Annotated in this window: 18 protein-coding genes; 7 read left to right on the forward strand and 11 right to left on the reverse strand. The window is 69.8% G+C overall.

Features of this window, described 5'->3' with window-relative positions; genetic code table 11:
• Positions 1-80: 80 nt before the first annotated feature.
• The gene (locus ACIBK9_RS44420) at positions 81-773 is read left to right on the forward strand and encodes a DUF4097 family beta strand repeat-containing protein (RefSeq protein ID WP_397165041.1); all 693 of its coding nucleotides are present in this window, start codon (positions 81-83) and stop codon (positions 771-773) included.
• Between the two features lie 61 nt (positions 774-834).
• On the opposite strand, the gene ACIBK9_RS44425 is transcribed toward ACIBK9_RS44420, so the two are convergent.
• Positions 835-1,482: a hypothetical protein gene (locus tag ACIBK9_RS44425; RefSeq protein ID WP_397165042.1), complete on the reverse strand. Its 648-nt coding sequence runs from the start codon at positions 1,480-1,482 to the stop codon at positions 835-837.
• 488 nt (positions 1,483-1,970) lie between these two features.
• Here ACIBK9_RS44425 and ACIBK9_RS44430 point away from each other — a divergent pair, with 488 nt between their 5' ends.
• The 3 genes from ACIBK9_RS44430 to ACIBK9_RS44440 all read left to right on the forward strand — a co-directional run bounded on the left by ACIBK9_RS44430 (position 1,971) and on the right by ACIBK9_RS44440 (position 3,585).
• A complete protein-coding gene (locus ACIBK9_RS44430; RefSeq protein ID WP_357702625.1) occupies positions 1,971-2,207 on the forward strand; it encodes a hypothetical protein in 237 nt (78 codons plus the stop codon).
• 356 nt (positions 2,208-2,563) lie between these two features.
• On the forward strand, positions 2,564-3,022 hold the full coding sequence (locus ACIBK9_RS44435) for a hypothetical protein (protein WP_397165044.1): 459 nt from the start codon (positions 2,564-2,566) through the stop codon (positions 3,020-3,022).
• Between the two features lie 62 nt (positions 3,023-3,084).
• Positions 3,085-3,585: a GNAT family N-acetyltransferase gene (locus ACIBK9_RS44440; protein WP_397165046.1), complete on the forward strand. Its 501-nt coding sequence runs from the start codon at positions 3,085-3,087 to the stop codon at positions 3,583-3,585.
• Here ACIBK9_RS44440 and ACIBK9_RS44445 read toward each other — a convergent pair.
• Both ACIBK9_RS44445 and ACIBK9_RS44450 read right to left on the reverse strand, forming a co-directional pair.
• The gene (locus tag ACIBK9_RS44445) at positions 3,570-3,887 is read right to left on the reverse strand and encodes a hypothetical protein (protein ID WP_397165048.1); all 318 of its coding nucleotides are present in this window, start codon (positions 3,885-3,887) and stop codon (positions 3,570-3,572) included. The two genes, ACIBK9_RS44440 and ACIBK9_RS44445, sit on opposite strands and share 16 nt — an antisense overlap.
• 46 nt (positions 3,888-3,933) lie before the next feature.
• Positions 3,934-4,587, reverse strand: coding sequence for a DNA alkylation repair protein (locus ACIBK9_RS44450; RefSeq protein WP_357702731.1), 654 nt, complete (start codon positions 4,585-4,587; stop codon positions 3,934-3,936).
• 105 nt (positions 4,588-4,692) lie between these two features.
• Between ACIBK9_RS44450 and ACIBK9_RS44455 the strand changes: the two genes are divergently transcribed.
• Entirely contained in the window at positions 4,693-5,352 is a 660-nt protein-coding gene (locus ACIBK9_RS44455) for a hypothetical protein (protein ID WP_397165049.1), read from the forward strand.
• A gap of 47 nt (positions 5,353-5,399) precedes the next feature.
• On the opposite strand, the gene ACIBK9_RS44460 is transcribed toward ACIBK9_RS44455, so the two are convergent.
• Positions 5,400-5,804, reverse strand: a complete 405-nt coding sequence (locus ACIBK9_RS44460) for a hypothetical protein (protein ID WP_397165051.1) — start codon at positions 5,802-5,804, stop codon at positions 5,400-5,402.
• 104 nt (positions 5,805-5,908) lie between these two features.
• A complete protein-coding gene (locus ACIBK9_RS44465; protein ID WP_352361802.1) occupies positions 5,909-7,072 on the reverse strand; it encodes an acyl-CoA dehydrogenase family protein in 1,164 nt (387 codons plus the stop codon).
• Positions 7,073-7,195: 123 nt separating this feature from the next.
• Here ACIBK9_RS44465 and ACIBK9_RS44470 point away from each other — a divergent pair, with 123 nt between their 5' ends.
• Positions 7,196-8,509 carry a UDP-glucose/GDP-mannose dehydrogenase family protein gene (locus ACIBK9_RS44470; RefSeq protein WP_352361804.1) on the forward strand — a complete coding sequence of 438 codons (1,314 nt, stop codon included), beginning with the start codon at positions 7,196-7,198 and terminating at the stop codon, positions 8,507-8,509.
• Between the two features lie 100 nt (positions 8,510-8,609).
• Here ACIBK9_RS44470 and purE read toward each other — a convergent pair whose 3' ends face one another.
• From purE to ACIBK9_RS44485, 3 genes are all read right to left on the reverse strand, one after another.
• Complete coding sequence (gene purE, locus ACIBK9_RS44475) at positions 8,610-9,086, reverse strand: 5-(carboxyamino)imidazole ribonucleotide mutase (protein WP_357702729.1); 477 nt, start codon at positions 9,084-9,086, stop codon at positions 8,610-8,612.
• Between the two features lie 20 nt (positions 9,087-9,106).
• Entirely contained in the window at positions 9,107-10,255 is a 1,149-nt protein-coding gene (locus tag ACIBK9_RS44480) for a 5-(carboxyamino)imidazole ribonucleotide synthase (protein WP_387668896.1), read from the reverse strand.
• 79 nt (positions 10,256-10,334) lie between these two features.
• Positions 10,335-11,108 carry a hypothetical protein gene (locus tag ACIBK9_RS44485; protein ID WP_397165054.1) on the reverse strand — a complete coding sequence of 258 codons (774 nt, stop codon included), beginning with the start codon at positions 11,106-11,108 and terminating at the stop codon, positions 10,335-10,337.
• 227 nt (positions 11,109-11,335) lie between these two features.
• Between ACIBK9_RS44485 and ACIBK9_RS44490 the strand changes: the two genes are divergently transcribed.
• On the forward strand, positions 11,336-11,812 hold the full coding sequence (locus ACIBK9_RS44490; RefSeq protein WP_352321617.1) for a GtrA family protein: 477 nt from the start codon (positions 11,336-11,338) through the stop codon (positions 11,810-11,812).
• Here the strand turns inward: ACIBK9_RS44490 and ACIBK9_RS44495 are convergent.
• The 3 genes from ACIBK9_RS44495 to ACIBK9_RS44505 all read right to left on the reverse strand — a co-directional run bounded on the left by ACIBK9_RS44495 (position 11,796) and on the right by ACIBK9_RS44505 (position 14,553).
• Positions 11,796-13,073, reverse strand: coding sequence for an ATP-binding protein (locus ACIBK9_RS44495; protein WP_352361812.1), 1,278 nt, complete (start codon positions 13,071-13,073; stop codon positions 11,796-11,798). The genes ACIBK9_RS44490 and ACIBK9_RS44495 overlap by 17 nt on opposite strands.
• A 4-nt stretch (positions 13,074-13,077) precedes the next feature.
• The gene (locus ACIBK9_RS44500; protein ID WP_043620820.1) at positions 13,078-13,746 is read right to left on the reverse strand and encodes a response regulator transcription factor; all 669 of its coding nucleotides are present in this window, start codon (positions 13,744-13,746) and stop codon (positions 13,078-13,080) included.
• 267 nt (positions 13,747-14,013) lie between these two features.
• Complete coding sequence (locus tag ACIBK9_RS44505) at positions 14,014-14,553, reverse strand: hypothetical protein (protein ID WP_357994549.1); 540 nt, start codon at positions 14,551-14,553, stop codon at positions 14,014-14,016.
• Between the last annotated feature and the right edge of the window lie 230 nt (positions 14,554-14,783).

Here is a 14,783-nt window from a genome sequence, read left to right on the forward strand (position 1 = left end):
GAGGGGCATCGGTCGAACGGCCGATGGGGCTTCGCCGCCGCTTCGCCACGATCGTTTGCATGAGGCTTTTGCTGGTAATCGTGGCAATTCTGGCGGTCACCGGGTGCAGCGTGCGCTTCGACAGCGATGAGGTGCCCGCCGTCCGGACGTTCCCGTTCACGGGGGCCGAACTGAAGATCTCGTCGTCGCTGGGCGGGGTGCGGGTGCTGCCCGCCACCAGCCCGGCCGTCGAGGTGCGGCGCTGGACGCGCGGCAAGGCGTCCACCAGCCCCTCCTGGTCGCTGCGCGACGGCGTGCTGCGGCTCAGCGCCGACTGCACGCTCATCGTCGGCGACTGCGGCGCGCGCTACCACGTGAGGGTCCCGGCCGGGGTGCGGCTGACGATCGACTCCCCCGACGGCGTCATCCTGAACGGCCTCACCCAGGACGTCGACGTCTCCAGCGGCGACCGCATCGAGGTCAAGGACACCTCGGGCAAGCTGCGCCTGCTGAGCGACTCCGGCACGATCGAGGGCGACGGACTGCGGTCGTCCAGCGTGCACGGACGCACCCTGGACGGCTCGATCTCCCTGGCCTTCGCCGCGCCGCCCGCGGACCTGGATGTGAAGTCGCGCGAGGGCGGCGTGACCGTCCGGGTGCCGAAGGACTCCTACCAGGTGAAGGTCGAGAGCCAGGACGGCTCCGAGCACTCCGACATCAAGAGCACGAAGTCCAGCTCCAGGACCATCCTCGCCCGCAGCACGTACGGGAACGTACGCGTCCTGACCCGCTGACCCTCCTCCGGCCGCGCCGGCTCTCCTCCAACCCGTGGGGCGCGCCGGTGTTTGGGAGGCGTCAGCCGACCTCCGCCTCCTGCCGGGCCTCAACCGCCCGCACGGACGTCTCCGCCTGCCGCACGGCCTTCCAGAAGTACGTCGAGCTGGGCTTGCCCGCCTCGGCGTACTTCTCGGCCAGCGCCCTGGCCATCACCACCAGCCGGCGTCCGCGGAGCTGGAAGCCCGCCGCCTCCGGCACCGCGCCGAGCGCCCGGTGGTTCCAGTACGCGGCCAGCCGCCGCCAGTGCTCGGCCTCCTTCCCATCCGCGCCGCACGCCTCGCAGGCCAGCAGGACCGCCAGCTCGTGGGCGGCCCTGGCGTCACCCCTCTCCGCCGACCGCAGCCGGAACATGCCCAGACGTCCCCAATGCAGCGGCACCCGCAGCTCCGTGGGCGAGGGCTGCCAGGACGACTGCTCGCCGGGCGCGGGCTCCAGGACGTCCCCGCCGGTCCGGTCGGCGGCCGGCGACCCGCTCCGGCGTCGCGCGGCCTCCCCCGCCTCGGCCTTGGCGGCCTGCCACAGGGCGCTGAACTCGGCGGTCAGCTCCGCCACGGACTCGATGGGCATGCCGGACTTCACCGCGATCACCTGACACACCTCGACGATGGTCCGCATCAGCAGGAAATCCGGCACTTTCTGCGACCTGCCGTTCAGCAGGTCGGACACGGTCGACTTCGGCAACGGCCGGCGCCATCTGTTTCGTTCGGGCTCTTCGGCCAAAAGGGCGAGCGCGACTTTCTCAATCCGTTTCAGCGACGGGTTTCCGCATTCGATTTCACGCAACCTGTTCAGACGTGTCACGAGCACAGCAAGGTGATCTTCACCTTGACCGACATCCTTCATGAGCCGCCCCGGTTCGGACACCGTTGTCCGGTTTAAGAGTGGAAGTGGCATTTCGAGAAGACGGGCAGGCGCCACCCTCTCGTTGCGTTGAGATAAGCAGCCATAGTGCCATAAGTCGGTCTTGTCGGGGTGCCAGGCGCATCACACACATCCGCCCCATCAGCCCTTCTCGGCCGAATCCATCCGATGTCGTCCGAATACGTCCGAGGCAAGCGCGATCACGGCCGGAACGATCAATTGCGCGGACGCGCCCCCGAGTCCCGCTGGTACTCCTACGTCAAAGAACAAGCCCGTACGGCAAGGGGACACGAATGAGCAAGACAACCCTCATCTGGTCGGCGGTCAGCGGCGCCCTGCTCGCGCTGCTCGTCGGTGTCGTCGCCGGCCTGCTCGCCATCGGGAACGGCAGCACGGTCGCGGGCGCCATCATGGCGGGCGCGACGGCCTCCGGCGGCTTCGCGGCGCTCTGGATCACCGGCACCTCGGCCGTGCACACCTGGCTGAACTCCCAGAAACCCGAGAGTCCTTCACAGGACACCAGCGGCTGACCCCACCCCTCGGCACGTCCCGCAACCACCCCCTCGGCACGTCCGGCAATCGCACCCCCTCACGCCCCGGCACGTCCCACAACCGCACACCCCTGCGCTCCGGCACGTCCCGCAACGCACACCCCCGCACCCGCACCCGCACGGACGGCGAACGCACCGAGGACCGGTCGGAGACCCCGCACCGGTCCCACACCTCCCCCTTGACCGCACCTTTCCCGGACCGTGCCTCCCAGGCCCGCACCTCTCCCGCCCCCGTTCCGGTCCTGCCCGTTCCGGCCCTGGTCGCGGGCGGCGGCGGGTTACGCTGGCGACCGTCCTGAACCCATTTGTCGCGAAGGCAGCACCCGGAGGCGCCCATGGCGATGCCCAGGAAGGGCTCGCGGCTCATCACGGTCGACGGCACCGCCTTCCGCTGGCGGGTCAGCCACAGACCCGCCTTCGGCGACGGCAGTTCCGCGGCCTCGCTCACCTTCGTCGTCGAACGCGACGAGGATCCCGGCCGCGTCCTGCTCGTGTCACTCCCCTGCGCCCGGCCGGACAACTGGCGGGGAGCCCGGACGATCGCGATCCGCCCGCCGCTCGTCGCCGCATGCGTCCGCCGCGCCCTCGAACAGGGCTGGACCCCCGCCCGACCAGGCCCCCGTTTCACCCTCGCCATCACCGAGGACGAACTGACCGAACTCCTGGGCGGCCCACCCGCCTACCTGGTCCCCTTCCTCTGGGGCATGATCCCGGAAGGCGGCACCATCAGGGACCTTCCCCGTGCCAGGCAGATCTGGAGCCGCGAAAGCGCCGGCACCGACCGCACGCCGTAACCCGGCCCCCTCCGGCGGGAAATCCCGTTGCCCGTCCCAACGTCGGCGGGCAAGGTCGGAACATGGTCGAACTACGCCTCCTGGAGCCCGACGACTGGCCGCTCTGGCGCGAACTACGACTGGCCGCGCTCGCCGACGCCGGCCCCGCCTTCGGTTCCACGCTGGCCGACTGGCAGGGCGACGGCGACCGCGAGGAACGCTGGCGGGCCCGCCTGACGATGCGCGGCTCGCACAACGTCGTCGCCTTCCTCGACGGCCGCCCGGCCGGGATGGCCGGCGGAGTCCCGACCGAGACTGCGGACAGCGTCGAGCTGGTGTCCATGTGGGTGAGCCCCTCCGCCCGCGGCCGGGGAGTCGGGAACCATCTGATCCACGAGATCGAAAGATGGGCCACGTGGCGAGGGGCCAAGACGCTGCGACTTTCCGTCAAACCCGGAAACGCCCCGGCCATCACGCTTTACACGCGTCACGATTTCCGGGACTCCGAAGAACTCCCCGCCCTGGACCCGCACGGATCGCGGGTGATGACGAAACTCCTTCCCGCCCTTCACAATCCTCGATGACGAGCTATGCGCGGCAGCCTCAGCACAAATTCCCGCGGGTCCTCGAAATCCCACTGCTCGCCGAGCGCCGGAATCAAAGGGGAGCCGCCGAGAACGCCGCGCCCATGAACAGCCCTCGTCCAACGCTGCGGAATCTGAACCGGTGATTCTCCCGTAGACGTCGTGCGCGACAGAGGCCAGCAGCTCGAAATCCGGCCCCAGCTCATCAAGACGACGCCGCATGCCCCGCGAGCCTTCTTCGAGCCGAAGAAATCCCTCTTGAAATCCAGGTAACGCAACACCTGAGGCAGTTCGATCAGCACGTCGGGACAGTCAGCGACCCTCTCGAACGATTTTCGTCTCCACCCTCTAGTGAGCCGCCCCGCCCTGCTCCCGGCGTACCATCTCCGCGATCCACACCGGCGCGAACGGCGACGTGCACCCCGGGGACGTCGGATAGTCCTTGAGCACCTCCAGCCGCTCACCGATGCCGATCGCACGGGCGCGGAGCTCGGCGTGCTCGATCCCGATGTGAGCCAGGCAGTTGTTCATCTCCCACTGCAGACGGTCAGGGGCGTCCTTCATCTCCGCCTCGATGACGTCGAGCAGCCCCACCAGGTCGAGCCCCTCGGGCTTCTTCGCCACGCGCTCGACGGTCAACGCCCACCCGGCGCTCGCGACCAGCGGATCGGGATCGGCCGACCAGGCCACCCGCAGCTCTTCGGCGTACCGACTCTTCTTCACCACGTAGTTCACGAGCCAGTCATGCACCTTGGGCGTACGCGCCTCGCGCACCATCGCGTCCAGTTCGTCCCGCTCGTACGCCTTCGGACGGCAGACCAGCGTCGCCAGCAACCTCGCCGCGGTGTCGCCCGTCTCCCAGAGCTCGCGCGCGAGTTCCTGCTGCGTCTTCAGCCGCTTGGCGAGGGCGCGCAGCTTGCCGAGGTTCACGCCGTGATCGTCGCCGTGTCTCTCGTTCACCTCGCGCGCCTTGGGATCCTCCAGCGCGGCCAGCTCGGCCATCACCTCGGTCAACGTCACCCCGGCCACCTCCTCAGAAGCAGCTCCAGCCTAAACGCGTTGTGACGTACCTTGGTGTGTCTCCGTGACCGGACGGACAGAGGCTGCATGGAACAGCACCAGGCTTCGAGGTGGGACGGCGTCACTCTGCGCTCGACCTACAAGGACCAGCTGCTCGAAGAACGCGACGAACTGGCCGACGCCGCACGCGACGGCGCCTGGTCCACAGTCTTCGAGCTGCTCGAAGAGCATCCCGAGTGGATCAACGGCGGCAGAGTCGGCGGCACCAGCGGATACGCCCCACTCCACCAGGCCGCCTGGCACGGCGCCGACGTCGGCGTCGTGCACCGGCTGATCGCCCGCGGCGCCTGGCGCACGCTCCGTACGGCTCAAGGAGAACGGGCGATCGACATCGCCACCCGCCGGGGACACCACGCCCTCCTGGCGCCACTCACCCCGGTCATCCACCACCACCTGCCGGCCGGAACTTTGAGGTCGATCCAGCACCACTTCCACGCGCTGATCCACGAACGCGCCGACGACCTGGTCACCGAGCACCAGCTACGCCTTCCCGACCTGGAACCGCTGACCGAGCAACGTCACCCGGCCTGCTGGTTCGCCGTCCCCGGCATGTACGGCGGCTTCAGCTACCGGCTGGAGCGAACCCGGCTGACCGTGGAAAGCTGGTGCCGCGTCGTCGGCGGATCGGGCCAACGCCACATCATCGACGAACACGGCCCCCGCCTCGTCGCCGAAGGCTTCGTCTGACCAACACGAAATCGCCACAGCTCACGGCGATCCCGCAAAGAGACTCCTCAGTCAAAGCCGGCGATCCACTCACCGATGAACTCCGACGCCTCCTCGGCTGAGACGACATCACCCCTGAAGGCGGGCCCAAGGCTGTCGACAAGCAATTCCGGCGATACAGGTTCCCCGGCGACGACCAGATAGCACGAAAGGCCCTCACTCATTTGACGTGACATCGAGGAGACGAACGCATCGCGACGGTACCTGTTGCACAGCAACAGCAGATTCCGCCGCTCCAGCTCTGTTCTCAGCTGCCGCAAGGCGTCTTCGAAGTCGACCGACGAGAGAACCCTGGTCGGCGAAACGCCTGCGCGATCCAGCCGCAGCTCGTACGTCTCACCGTCGGTCCACGTCGTCACCTGGCAGCGCGAAAGAGATTCGTCCACCAGGTCGACCAGTTCGAGCTCGTGCATGCTCACCTCGGCACGTTCGAAGCAGAGTCGTCCGGCGATCCCCACGGCCTCCCCGCGAAAACCCGGGACCGCCTCCGCGGTCTCGGGTTCTGCAGGTCGGACGCCTACTTGAGGAGCTGGCGGGCCATCACCATTCTCTGAATCTGGTTGGTGCCCTCGTAGATCTGGGTGATCTTGGCGTCGCGCATCATACGTTCCACCGGGAAGTCCTTCGTGTACCCGTACCCGCCCAAGAGCTGGACCGCGTCCGTGGTGATCTCCATGGCGGCGTCCGAGGCGGCGCACTTGGCGGCGCTGGACAGGAACGTCAGGTCCTTCTGCGGCCGGCCGTGCATCGCCAGCTCGCTCTTGGCGGCCGCGCGGTACGTCAGCTGCCTGGCCGCCTCCAGCTTCATCGCCATGTCGGCGATCATGAACTGCAGCCCCTGGAAGTCGCCGATCGGGCGGCCGAACTGCTTGCGTTCCTTGACGTAGCCGATCGCGTAGTCGAGGGCGCCCTGGGCGATGCCCAGCGCCTGGGCGGCGATGGTGACGCGGGTGTGGTCGAGGGTGGCGAGGGCCGTCTTGAAGCCGGTGCCGGGCTCGCCGATCATGCGGGACGCCGGGATGCGGACGTTCTCCAGGATCACCTGGCGGGTCGGCGAGGCCTTGATGCCGAGCTTCTTCTCCTTCGGCCCGAAGGAGACGCCTTCGTCGGACTTCTCCACCACGAAGGCGGAGATGCCCCGGGCGCCGGCGGACGGGTCCGTCACGGCCATCAGCGTGTAGTACTCGGAGACGCCGGCGTTGGTGATCCACATCTTGGTGCCGTTGAGCACGTAGTGGTCGCCGTCGAGAACCGCGCGGGTCTTCATGGCGGCGGCGTCGGAGCCCGCCTCAGGCTCGGACAGCGCGTACGAGAACATGGCCTCGCCCCTCGCCACCGGCGCCAGGTAACGCTGCTTGAGCTCCTCGGACGCCGAGAGCAGCAGCGGCACGGTGCCCAGCTTGTTCACGGCCGGGATGAGCGAGGACGACGCGCAGGCCCGCGCGACCTCCTCGATGACGATCACCGCGGCCAGCGCGTCCGCCCCGGCGCCCCCGTACTCCTCGGGAACGTGCACGGCGTGCAGATCGGCGGCGACGAGCGCCTTGTAGACGTCCCAGGGGAACTCTTCGGACTCGTCGGCCGCCGCGGCCTGCGGCGCGATCTTCTCGTCGGCCAGGGCGCGGACCGTCTCCCTGAGCATGTCGTGCTCTTCGGCGGGCGCATAGAGAGGGAAGCTCATGCCTAGATACTAGGACGTCCGAGCACTTTGTTACCAGCTAGTACGGTTTGCGAACAGACGCAGGTGGCACGAAGGAGGTAGCGAAGGCCGGTAGCATGCCTGGCGATCGAAAGGAGCTCGCTCGTGCCATATCGCCTCACGGTGATCGGGACCGGATACCTGGGCATCACGCATGCGTCCTGCATGGCGGATCTCGGATTCGAAGTCCTTGGCCTCGACATTGACGCGGACAAGATCCGCCGGCTGAACAACGGTGAGCTCCCCATCCACGAGCCCGGGCTGGAACCCGTGCTCCGCCGTGGGCTCGACTCCGGACGCCTTCGCTTCACCAGCTCCTACGAAGAGGTCGCCGCCTTCGGCGACGTGCACTTCGTCTGCGTCGGCACACCGCAGAAGAAGGGCGAGTACGCCGCGGACGTGTCGTACATGGACAGCGCCATCGAGTCGCTCGCGCCGCTTCTCGACCGCGAGTGCCTGGTCGTCGGCAAGTCCACCGTGCCGGTCGGCACCGCCGAGCGCATGGCCGACAAGCTCGCCCGCCTGTCGCCGGCCGGCGTCGGCGTCGAGCTGGCGTGGAACCCGGAGTTCCTGCGCGAGGGCTTCGCGGTGGAGGACACCCTCCACCCCGACCGCATCGTGCTCGGCGTGCGCTCGGAGCGGGCCGAGAAGGTGCTGCGCGACGTGTACGCGCCGCTCGGGGACGTCCCGTTCGTGGTGACCGACTTCGCGACGTCGGAGCTGGTCAAGACGGCGGCCAACGCCTTCCTCGCCACCAAGATCTCCTTCATCAACGCCATGGCCGAGGTCTGCGAGGCCGCGCACGCCGACGTCAAGCAGCTGTCCGAGGCGCTCTCGTACGACGACCGCATCGGCGGGCGCTTCCTCAACGCCGGGCTCGGCTTCGGCGGCGGCTGCCTGCCCAAGGACATCAGGGCCTTCATGGCACGGGCCGGCGAGCTGGGGGCCGACCAGGCGCTGACGTTCCTGCGCGAGGTCGACGCGATCAACATGCGCCGCCGCGCCCGCATGGTCGACCTGGCCAGGGAGCTGGCGGGCGGCTCGTTCCACGGGTGCACGGTCGGCGTGCTGGGCGCGGCCTTCAAGCCGAACTCGGACGACATTCGCGACTCCCCCGCCCTGGACGTCGCCGTGACGATCGGCCACCAGGGCGGACAGGTCACCGTCTACGACCCGATCGCGCTCGACAACGCTCGTAAGGCTCACCCGGAGCTGAACTACGGCGAGTCGGCCGTCGAGGCGGTCCGCGGGGCGCACGTGGTGCTGCTGCTGACGGAGTGGAAAGAGTTCCTGGAGCTCGATCCGGAGGAGCTGGGCGCGGTGGTCGCGACCCGGCGCATCGTCGACGGCCGCAACGCGCTCAACTCCGAGGTGTGGCGCTCGGCCGGCTGGCACTACCGGGCGCTCGGCCGCCCGTAACCCCGCCGCGGCACCTCTCCGAACGCCCGGGACCCCTCACCACGGGGAACCGGGCGCCCGGAAAGTCCGGTCTGCCCCTGGACGGCCCTGAGTTGCCTGCTCAGAGCTCCGCGGCCTCGGCGCGCAGCTTCTCACCCTTGGCGTACGCCTGCTCCTTGAGACGCCCCTGGAACTCCTCCATGCGCTCGCGCAGCCCGGCGTCGGACGCCCCGAGGATGCGGACGGCCAGCAGCCCCGCGTTGCGCGCGCCCCCGACCGCCACCGTGGCCACCGGCACCCCAGCCGGCATCTGGACGATCGACAGCAGGGAGTCCATCCCGTCGAGGTACTTCAGCGGCACCGGCACCCCGATCACCGGCAGCGGCGTCACCGAGGCCAGCATGCCGGGCAGGTGCGCCGCCCCGCCGGCCCCCGCGATGATCACCCGGATGCCGCGCGAGGCCGCCTGCCGGCCGTACTCGATCATCTCGACCGGCATGCGGTGGGCCGAGACGACGTCGGCCTCGAACGGCACGCCGAACTCCGCCACGGCCTCGGCCGCGGCCTTCATCACGGGCCAGTCGGAGTCCGACCCCATGACGATCCCGATTCGCTCTGTCACGTGTACTCCCCGGTCATGAGGTAGACGGCGGCGTGGCGGGCGCGGGCGCGCACCTTGTCGAGGTCGGCGCCCAGGGCCGTGACGTGGCCGATCTTGCGGCCCGGACGCACTTCCTTGCCGTAGAAGTGCAGCTTGATGCCGGGGTCGTGGGCCAGCACGTGCTCGTAGCGCTTGAACAGGTCGGGGTCGTCGCCGCCCAGCAGGTTGGCCATGACGACGACCGGGGCGGTCATCGCGGGCGAACCGAGCGGCAGGTCGAGCACGGCCCGCAGGTGCTGCTCGAACTGGGACGTGGTGGAACCCTCGATCGTCCAGTGGCCACTGTTGTGGGGGCGCATGGCCAGCTCGTTCACCACGAGGCCGTCGGCGGTCTGGAACAGCTCCACCGCCAGCAGCCCGGTCACGCCCAGCTCGTGGGCGATCTTCAGGCCGATGCGCTGGGCGACGGCGGCCTCCTCGGGGTCCATGCCGGGGGCGGGGGCGATCACCTCGACGCAGATGCCGTCCTGCTGCACGGTCTCCACGACCGGGTAGCTGACGCCCTGCCCGTGGGGCGAGCGGGCCACCAGCACCGCGAGCTCGCGCTCGAACGGCACGAACGCCTCGGCCATCAGCTCGACGCCGGTGGCGAACGCCTCGGCCACGTCGTCGGGGGTGCGGCAGACCCACACGCCGCGCCCGTCGTAGCCGCCGCGCACCGACTTCAGCACGACCGGCCAGCCGTGCTCGTCGGCGAACGCCGCGACGTCCGCCGCCGAGGCGACGCGGGCCCAGGCGGGGCAGGGCACGCCGACGGCGGTCAGCCGTTCGCGCATGACGGCCTTGTCCTGGGCGTGCACGAGCGCGTCGGCGCCCGGGTGCACGGCGTGACCGTCGGCGATCAGGGCCCTGATGTGCTCGGTCGGCACGTGCTCGTGGTCGAACGTGATCGCGTCGCAGCCCTGGGCGAACGCCCGCAGGTCGGCCAGGTCGCGGTAGTCTCCGACCTGGGTGTCGACGATCACTCGTGCGGCGCTCTCCCCGGGGGCGGCGGCCAGCACCCGCAGCTCGACCCCGAGCGCGATGGCCGGCGACTGCGTCATCCGGGCGAGCTGACCGGCGCCGACGATGCCGACGACCGGCCCGATGGGACTGTAGGAACTCACGTGAGGTGAGCTTACCGGGACGGAACGACTACCTCGCCGTTGTCAACTCACGCCCTCCCGCCGCGGCACCCCGCCGTCGTCAACCGGCGCGCCCCCGGCGCAACCCGAGCGTCCTGATCCGGTTGCCCGTGCCGACCAGGCTGGCCATCACCACCAGATCCGTGCGCCCTCCCTGGTACGTGAGCCGCAGGGCGTCGAACACCAGGACGGAACCGGCGGCCACCGGGATCGCGAGGGTGCGCGTGCCGAACAGCTCGACGTCGGCGCGGTTCGCGGTGACGTCCTTGAGCAGCCCGCGCAGCGGATCCCCGGCCGGGAAGCGCACGCCCGCCACCCCGGCCGGGTCGGTGAGGTACGTCAGGTGCCGCTGCGGCACCAGCCGGGCCTGTCTGACCAGCGACGCCGGCGCCTCGGCGGCCTTCCGCGCCGGCTCGCCGGGCACCGGGACCGGCCCCGCGCCCAGCCGCCACCGGCCGTCCTCCAGGAAGAACAGGTAGTACGCGGGCGAGGGCTCGCGGGCCAGCGCGGCGAACCAGTCGCCCGCGTCGGGCAGCACGTAGACGGGGTCGGCGGGACGGGCTGGACGGCCGTTCCGGGTCGCCTCGCAGGCACGGCCGTCCAGCGTCCGCTCCGCCCACGTGGTCAGCTCCCGTACGGCGGCGCAGTCCCGCCGCTGCCAGGCCCCGTCGAGCTGCCGGAGCAGCGAGAACGCCTGCTCGGCGGTCGCCGGGTCGACCCGTGGCGCGGCTGCCGGGGCAGGCGTGCGATCCTCCTGGAGCACCGGGGCGCCGCCGGTCGCGCCACAGCCCGCGGCGAGCAGGGCCAGGACCAACGCGAGCAGTCGAAGCGGCACAGGTGGCTCCCGGGAGGGCGGCCGTCTGGAGCGGCAGGTCCGACATCGCGGGCGGGCCCGCGATCTGAACGGCAGCGTAATGCCGATCTTTCAGAAATGCCGCCCATAAGGCGATATTTCTAGAAGTGGTCTTTGCGGGGTATGTTCGGCCCTCTGACACCGGCCGTACGACATCGCCGGTACGCTGAGGTGGTCAGTCTCGACGAGGGAAAGGACCGAGCGCGGACGTGGAGTTTGCCAAGCGCCTCTACCAGCGGTTCGAGTCCCTGGTTCACGAACTGGCCAAATTCGGGAGCATCGGGGCCGTCGCCTTTCTGCTCGACACGGGTGTCTACAACCTCTTCCTGCTCGGCTTCGAGTGGGGCCCCCTCACCTCCAAGGTGCTCGCCACCACGCTCTCGGCGACCTTCGCCTACCTGGGCAACCGCTTCTGGACCTTCCGCCACCGCGAGCAGAGCGGCCTAGGCCGCGAATACTTCCTGTTCTTCCTGCTCAACGGCGTCGCCCTGCTGTTCGGCCTGCTGGTGATCGGCTTCACCAAGTACACCCTCCACCTGCACGACGGCCTGAGCCTGAACATCGCCAACTTCGCCGGCGTCGGCCTCGGCACGCTGTTCCGCTACTGGTCGTACAAGAAGTGGGTGTTCCTGGAGGCCACCGAGCCGATCCCGGTGGAGCTGCCGGAGATCAGGCAGGACCGCTGACCACGCGGTTCCTGCTGTCCTCCTCGGCCGGGCGCAGGAAGATGGCGAACGTCGCCGGCCGGCGGCGCACCAGTTCCAGCCGTCCGCCATCCGCGGCGGCCAGCGCGCGGGCGAGAGTGAGCCCGAGTCCGGTGCCTCCGCCGCCGCTGACGTTCCGTTCGAAGATCTTGGGTGCGATCTCGTCGGCGATGCCGGGGCCCTCGTCGGCGACCTCGATCACGATGTAGTTGTCGCCGCAGGTGCTGGTGACGGTGACCGTGCCGCCGCCGTGGCGCAGGGAGTTCTCCAGCAGCGAGGCGATCACCTGGCCGAAGCCGCCGGTGGTGGCCATCGCCTTCAGTCCGCGGGTGCCGTCGAGGTGCAGCGTGCGGCCCGCCTCGCGGAAGACCGGCTCCCACTCGGTGATCTGCTGGATGAGCACCTCGTCGATGGCGACGGGCTCGGCCTGGGCGTGGCGCTGGCGGCGGGCCGCCGCGAGCAGCTCGTCGATCACCGCGGTCAGGCGCTCGGCCTGCACGATGGCCGCCTCGCCCTCCTCGCGGACGACCTCCGGCTCGTTCGAGGCGGCGACGATCTCCTCCAGGCGCATGGTCAGGCCGGTCAGGGGCGTGCGGAGCTGATGGGAGGCGTCGGTGGCGAACTCGCGTTCGCGGGTGAGCAGGTCGGAGATGCGGGTGGCGCTGCGGTCGAGCACCTGGGCCACGCGGTCCAGCTCGGGGATGCCGTAGCGGTGCTTGCTGGGCCGCGCGTCGCCCGACCCCAGCCGCTCGGCGATCTTCGCCAGGTCCTGCAAGGGCAGCGTCAGCCTGCGTGACTGGACGACGGCCAGGCTGACGGCCACCGCGAGCGCCGCGACGGCCAGCGCCACGATCAGCAGCAGCCTGGCCCGGACGTCGCGCTCGACCTGATCCCGGTCACGACTTATCCGGACGTAGACCCCGGTGTTGGTCTGGGCGTCCTCGGTCATCAGGTGACCCGACGCCGGCGCGGTGCCGACGACGGTCACCCGCAGAGGGGTTCCGCGTTCCCAGATCTGGATGTACCTGCCCGGGTACTTCTGCTCCAGTTGTTGCGGGTCGAGCGGGGTCTCCTGGACCCGGGCGTACTCGACCTCGCCCACGAGACGTTTGGCTTCCGCCCCGAGCTCCTGAGCCGCCTCGTCGACGATCAGACGGCTGACCACGACGCCCAGGGGGACCCCCAGCAACAGGACCGCGATGACCGCGACGACCAGTGTGGAGGAGAGCAGTCGACGGCGCATGCGCCTACTCGCGTTCGAACCGGAAGCCGACTCCCCGGACCGTCGTGATGTATCGGGGCTTGGCGGCATCGTCGCCGAGTTTGCGGCGCAGCCAGGAGATGTGCATGTCGAGGGTCTTGGTCGAACCCCACCAGTTGGTGTCCCACACCTCGCGCATGATCTGCTCCCGGGTGACGACCTTGCCGGCGTCGCGGACCAGGACCCGCAGCAGGTCGAACTCCTTGGTCGTCAGGTGCAGCTCCTTCTCCCCCATCCAGGCGCGGCGGGAGTCGGCGTCGATGCGGACCCCCTGCACGACCGGGGTCTCGGAGGTGCCGCGCCGCAGCAGCGCGCGCACCCGGGCGAGCAGCTCGGCCAGCCGGAACGGCTTGGTCACGTAGTCGTCGGCGCCGGCGTCGAGGCCGACGACGGTGTCCACCTCGTCGACGCGGGCCGTGAGTATCAGAACCGGGGTGCCGTGCCCCTCGGCACGTATCCGGCGGGCGACCTCCAGACCGTCCATCTCTGGCAGCCCGAGGTCGAGAACGATGAGGTCGATGCCGCCCGACAGGGCCCTCTCCAGGGCCTGCGGGCCGTCGGGGCTCACCTCTACCTGATAGCCCTCGCGGCGTAGCGCACGCGCGAGTGGCTCGGAGATCGAGGTGTCATCCTCGGCGAGAAGTACGCAGGTCATGAAGCGATCGTAGGACCTTAGGCGATCGTTTCCCGGGCACAGCGCGCGGTTTGACTTGTCGTTGACCTATCCATTGACCTGGGCAAACGAAGCTAAATAAGGGTTAGTCGTGATTAAATTACCGCGATTATCGAGGGGAAAACACAAAGCGCTCCAGGCTTTCCCATCACACCACGTACGCCCGCGTCCGCGGGACGCGTCGCGCCCGGCGCGGCGCCCGGAGCGTGATACCCCGATCCGGGCGCCGGAATGCCTGGATCGTGCCGTTCAGAGCCAGCTCGACCGGACGGAGGCCGCCGGGCCGCCGGCCGGGGCGGTGCCGAGCTCGCCGGCGCGCACCCGGTCGAGCAGGCGGCGGACGGTGTCGACGATCTCGGGGGCGGTCTCCCGCAGGCTCGCCGCGTCGTCCGCGCCCACCTCGGCGGGATCGACGCCCGACTGCCGCAGCACGCCGTCGAGGTCGGCCAGCCGCTCCCCCAGCCACTTCAGCGGCTCGGCCGACAGCTCCTCGTCGAACACCCGCCGGTCGGGCTCCCAGCCGCTGGAGCCCGGGTGGTGGTGCGTACGGTCGAAGCTGCCCGGCGTGCCGTCGACCGACTCCAGCAGGTCGACCCGCCAGATGAGCTGATCGACGACGATCGGACGGGCCGAGTAGATCGACCCCTTGAGCTCGCCAGGCGCGAGCCTGCGGATCTCCAGGCGCACGCCGTGCTCGGCGCCCTCCTGGTGCTCTCCCGGGTCGGGGTCGACGAAGTACAGGTCGCCGACGGCCACGCCGATGCGCTCGAAACCGAAGAGATAGAGCATGGAGACCACTCCCTCACAGGTGTCCTGGGCTCGCCTCCCCCAGTATCCGTCAGGCCGCCACGAGCAGCCCGGGGCGGCGGGAACGACGACGGCCCCGCCTGCCCGGGCGGGCGGCGGGGCCGGAGAGAACGGGGGGCTCTAGACGAGTAAGTCCTAAGTCGGGTCAGTGGTCGTAGGCGATCAGGGACCGGGTGATGGGCTGGCCGGTGGCGCGGTTGTGCCAGATGGCG

The organism is Nonomuraea sp. NPDC050227, assembly GCF_044459705.1.
Taxonomy (GTDB): domain Bacteria; phylum Actinomycetota; class Actinomycetes; order Streptosporangiales; family Streptosporangiaceae; genus Nonomuraea.

Bases quoted from the DNA above. Each gene is read 5' to 3' on its own strand.
- ACIBK9_RS44495 (WP_352361812.1), bottom strand. From the start codon at position 13,073: ATGCGCCGTCGACTGCTCTCCTCCACACTGGTCGTCGCGGTCATCGCG.
- ACIBK9_RS44455 (WP_397165049.1), top strand. From the start codon at position 4,693: ATGGAACAGCACCAGGCTTCGAGGTGGGACGGCGTCACTCTGCGCTCG.
- ACIBK9_RS44505 (WP_357994549.1), bottom strand. From the start codon at position 14,553: ATGCTCTATCTCTTCGGTTTCGAGCGCATCGGCGTGGCCGTCGGCGAC.
- ACIBK9_RS44500 (WP_043620820.1), bottom strand. From the start codon at position 13,746: ATGACCTGCGTACTTCTCGCCGAGGATGACACCTCGATCTCCGAGCCA.
- ACIBK9_RS44440 (WP_397165046.1), top strand. From the start codon at position 3,085: ATGGTCGAACTACGCCTCCTGGAGCCCGACGACTGGCCGCTCTGGCGC.
- ACIBK9_RS44465 (WP_352361802.1), bottom strand. From the start codon at position 7,072: ATGAGCTTCCCTCTCTATGCGCCCGCCGAAGAGCACGACATGCTCAGG.
- ACIBK9_RS44450 (WP_357702731.1), bottom strand. From the start codon at position 4,587: ATGGCCGAGCTGGCCGCGCTGGAGGATCCCAAGGCGCGCGAGGTGAAC.
- ACIBK9_RS44435 (WP_397165044.1), top strand. From the start codon at position 2,564: ATGGCGATGCCCAGGAAGGGCTCGCGGCTCATCACGGTCGACGGCACC.
- ACIBK9_RS44460 (WP_397165051.1), bottom strand. From the start codon at position 5,804: ATGCACGAGCTCGAACTGGTCGACCTGGTGGACGAATCTCTTTCGCGC.
- ACIBK9_RS44430 (WP_357702625.1), top strand. From the start codon at position 1,971: ATGAGCAAGACAACCCTCATCTGGTCGGCGGTCAGCGGCGCCCTGCTC.
- purE (WP_357702729.1), bottom strand. From the start codon at position 9,086: ATGGGGTCGGACTCCGACTGGCCCGTGATGAAGGCCGCGGCCGAGGCC.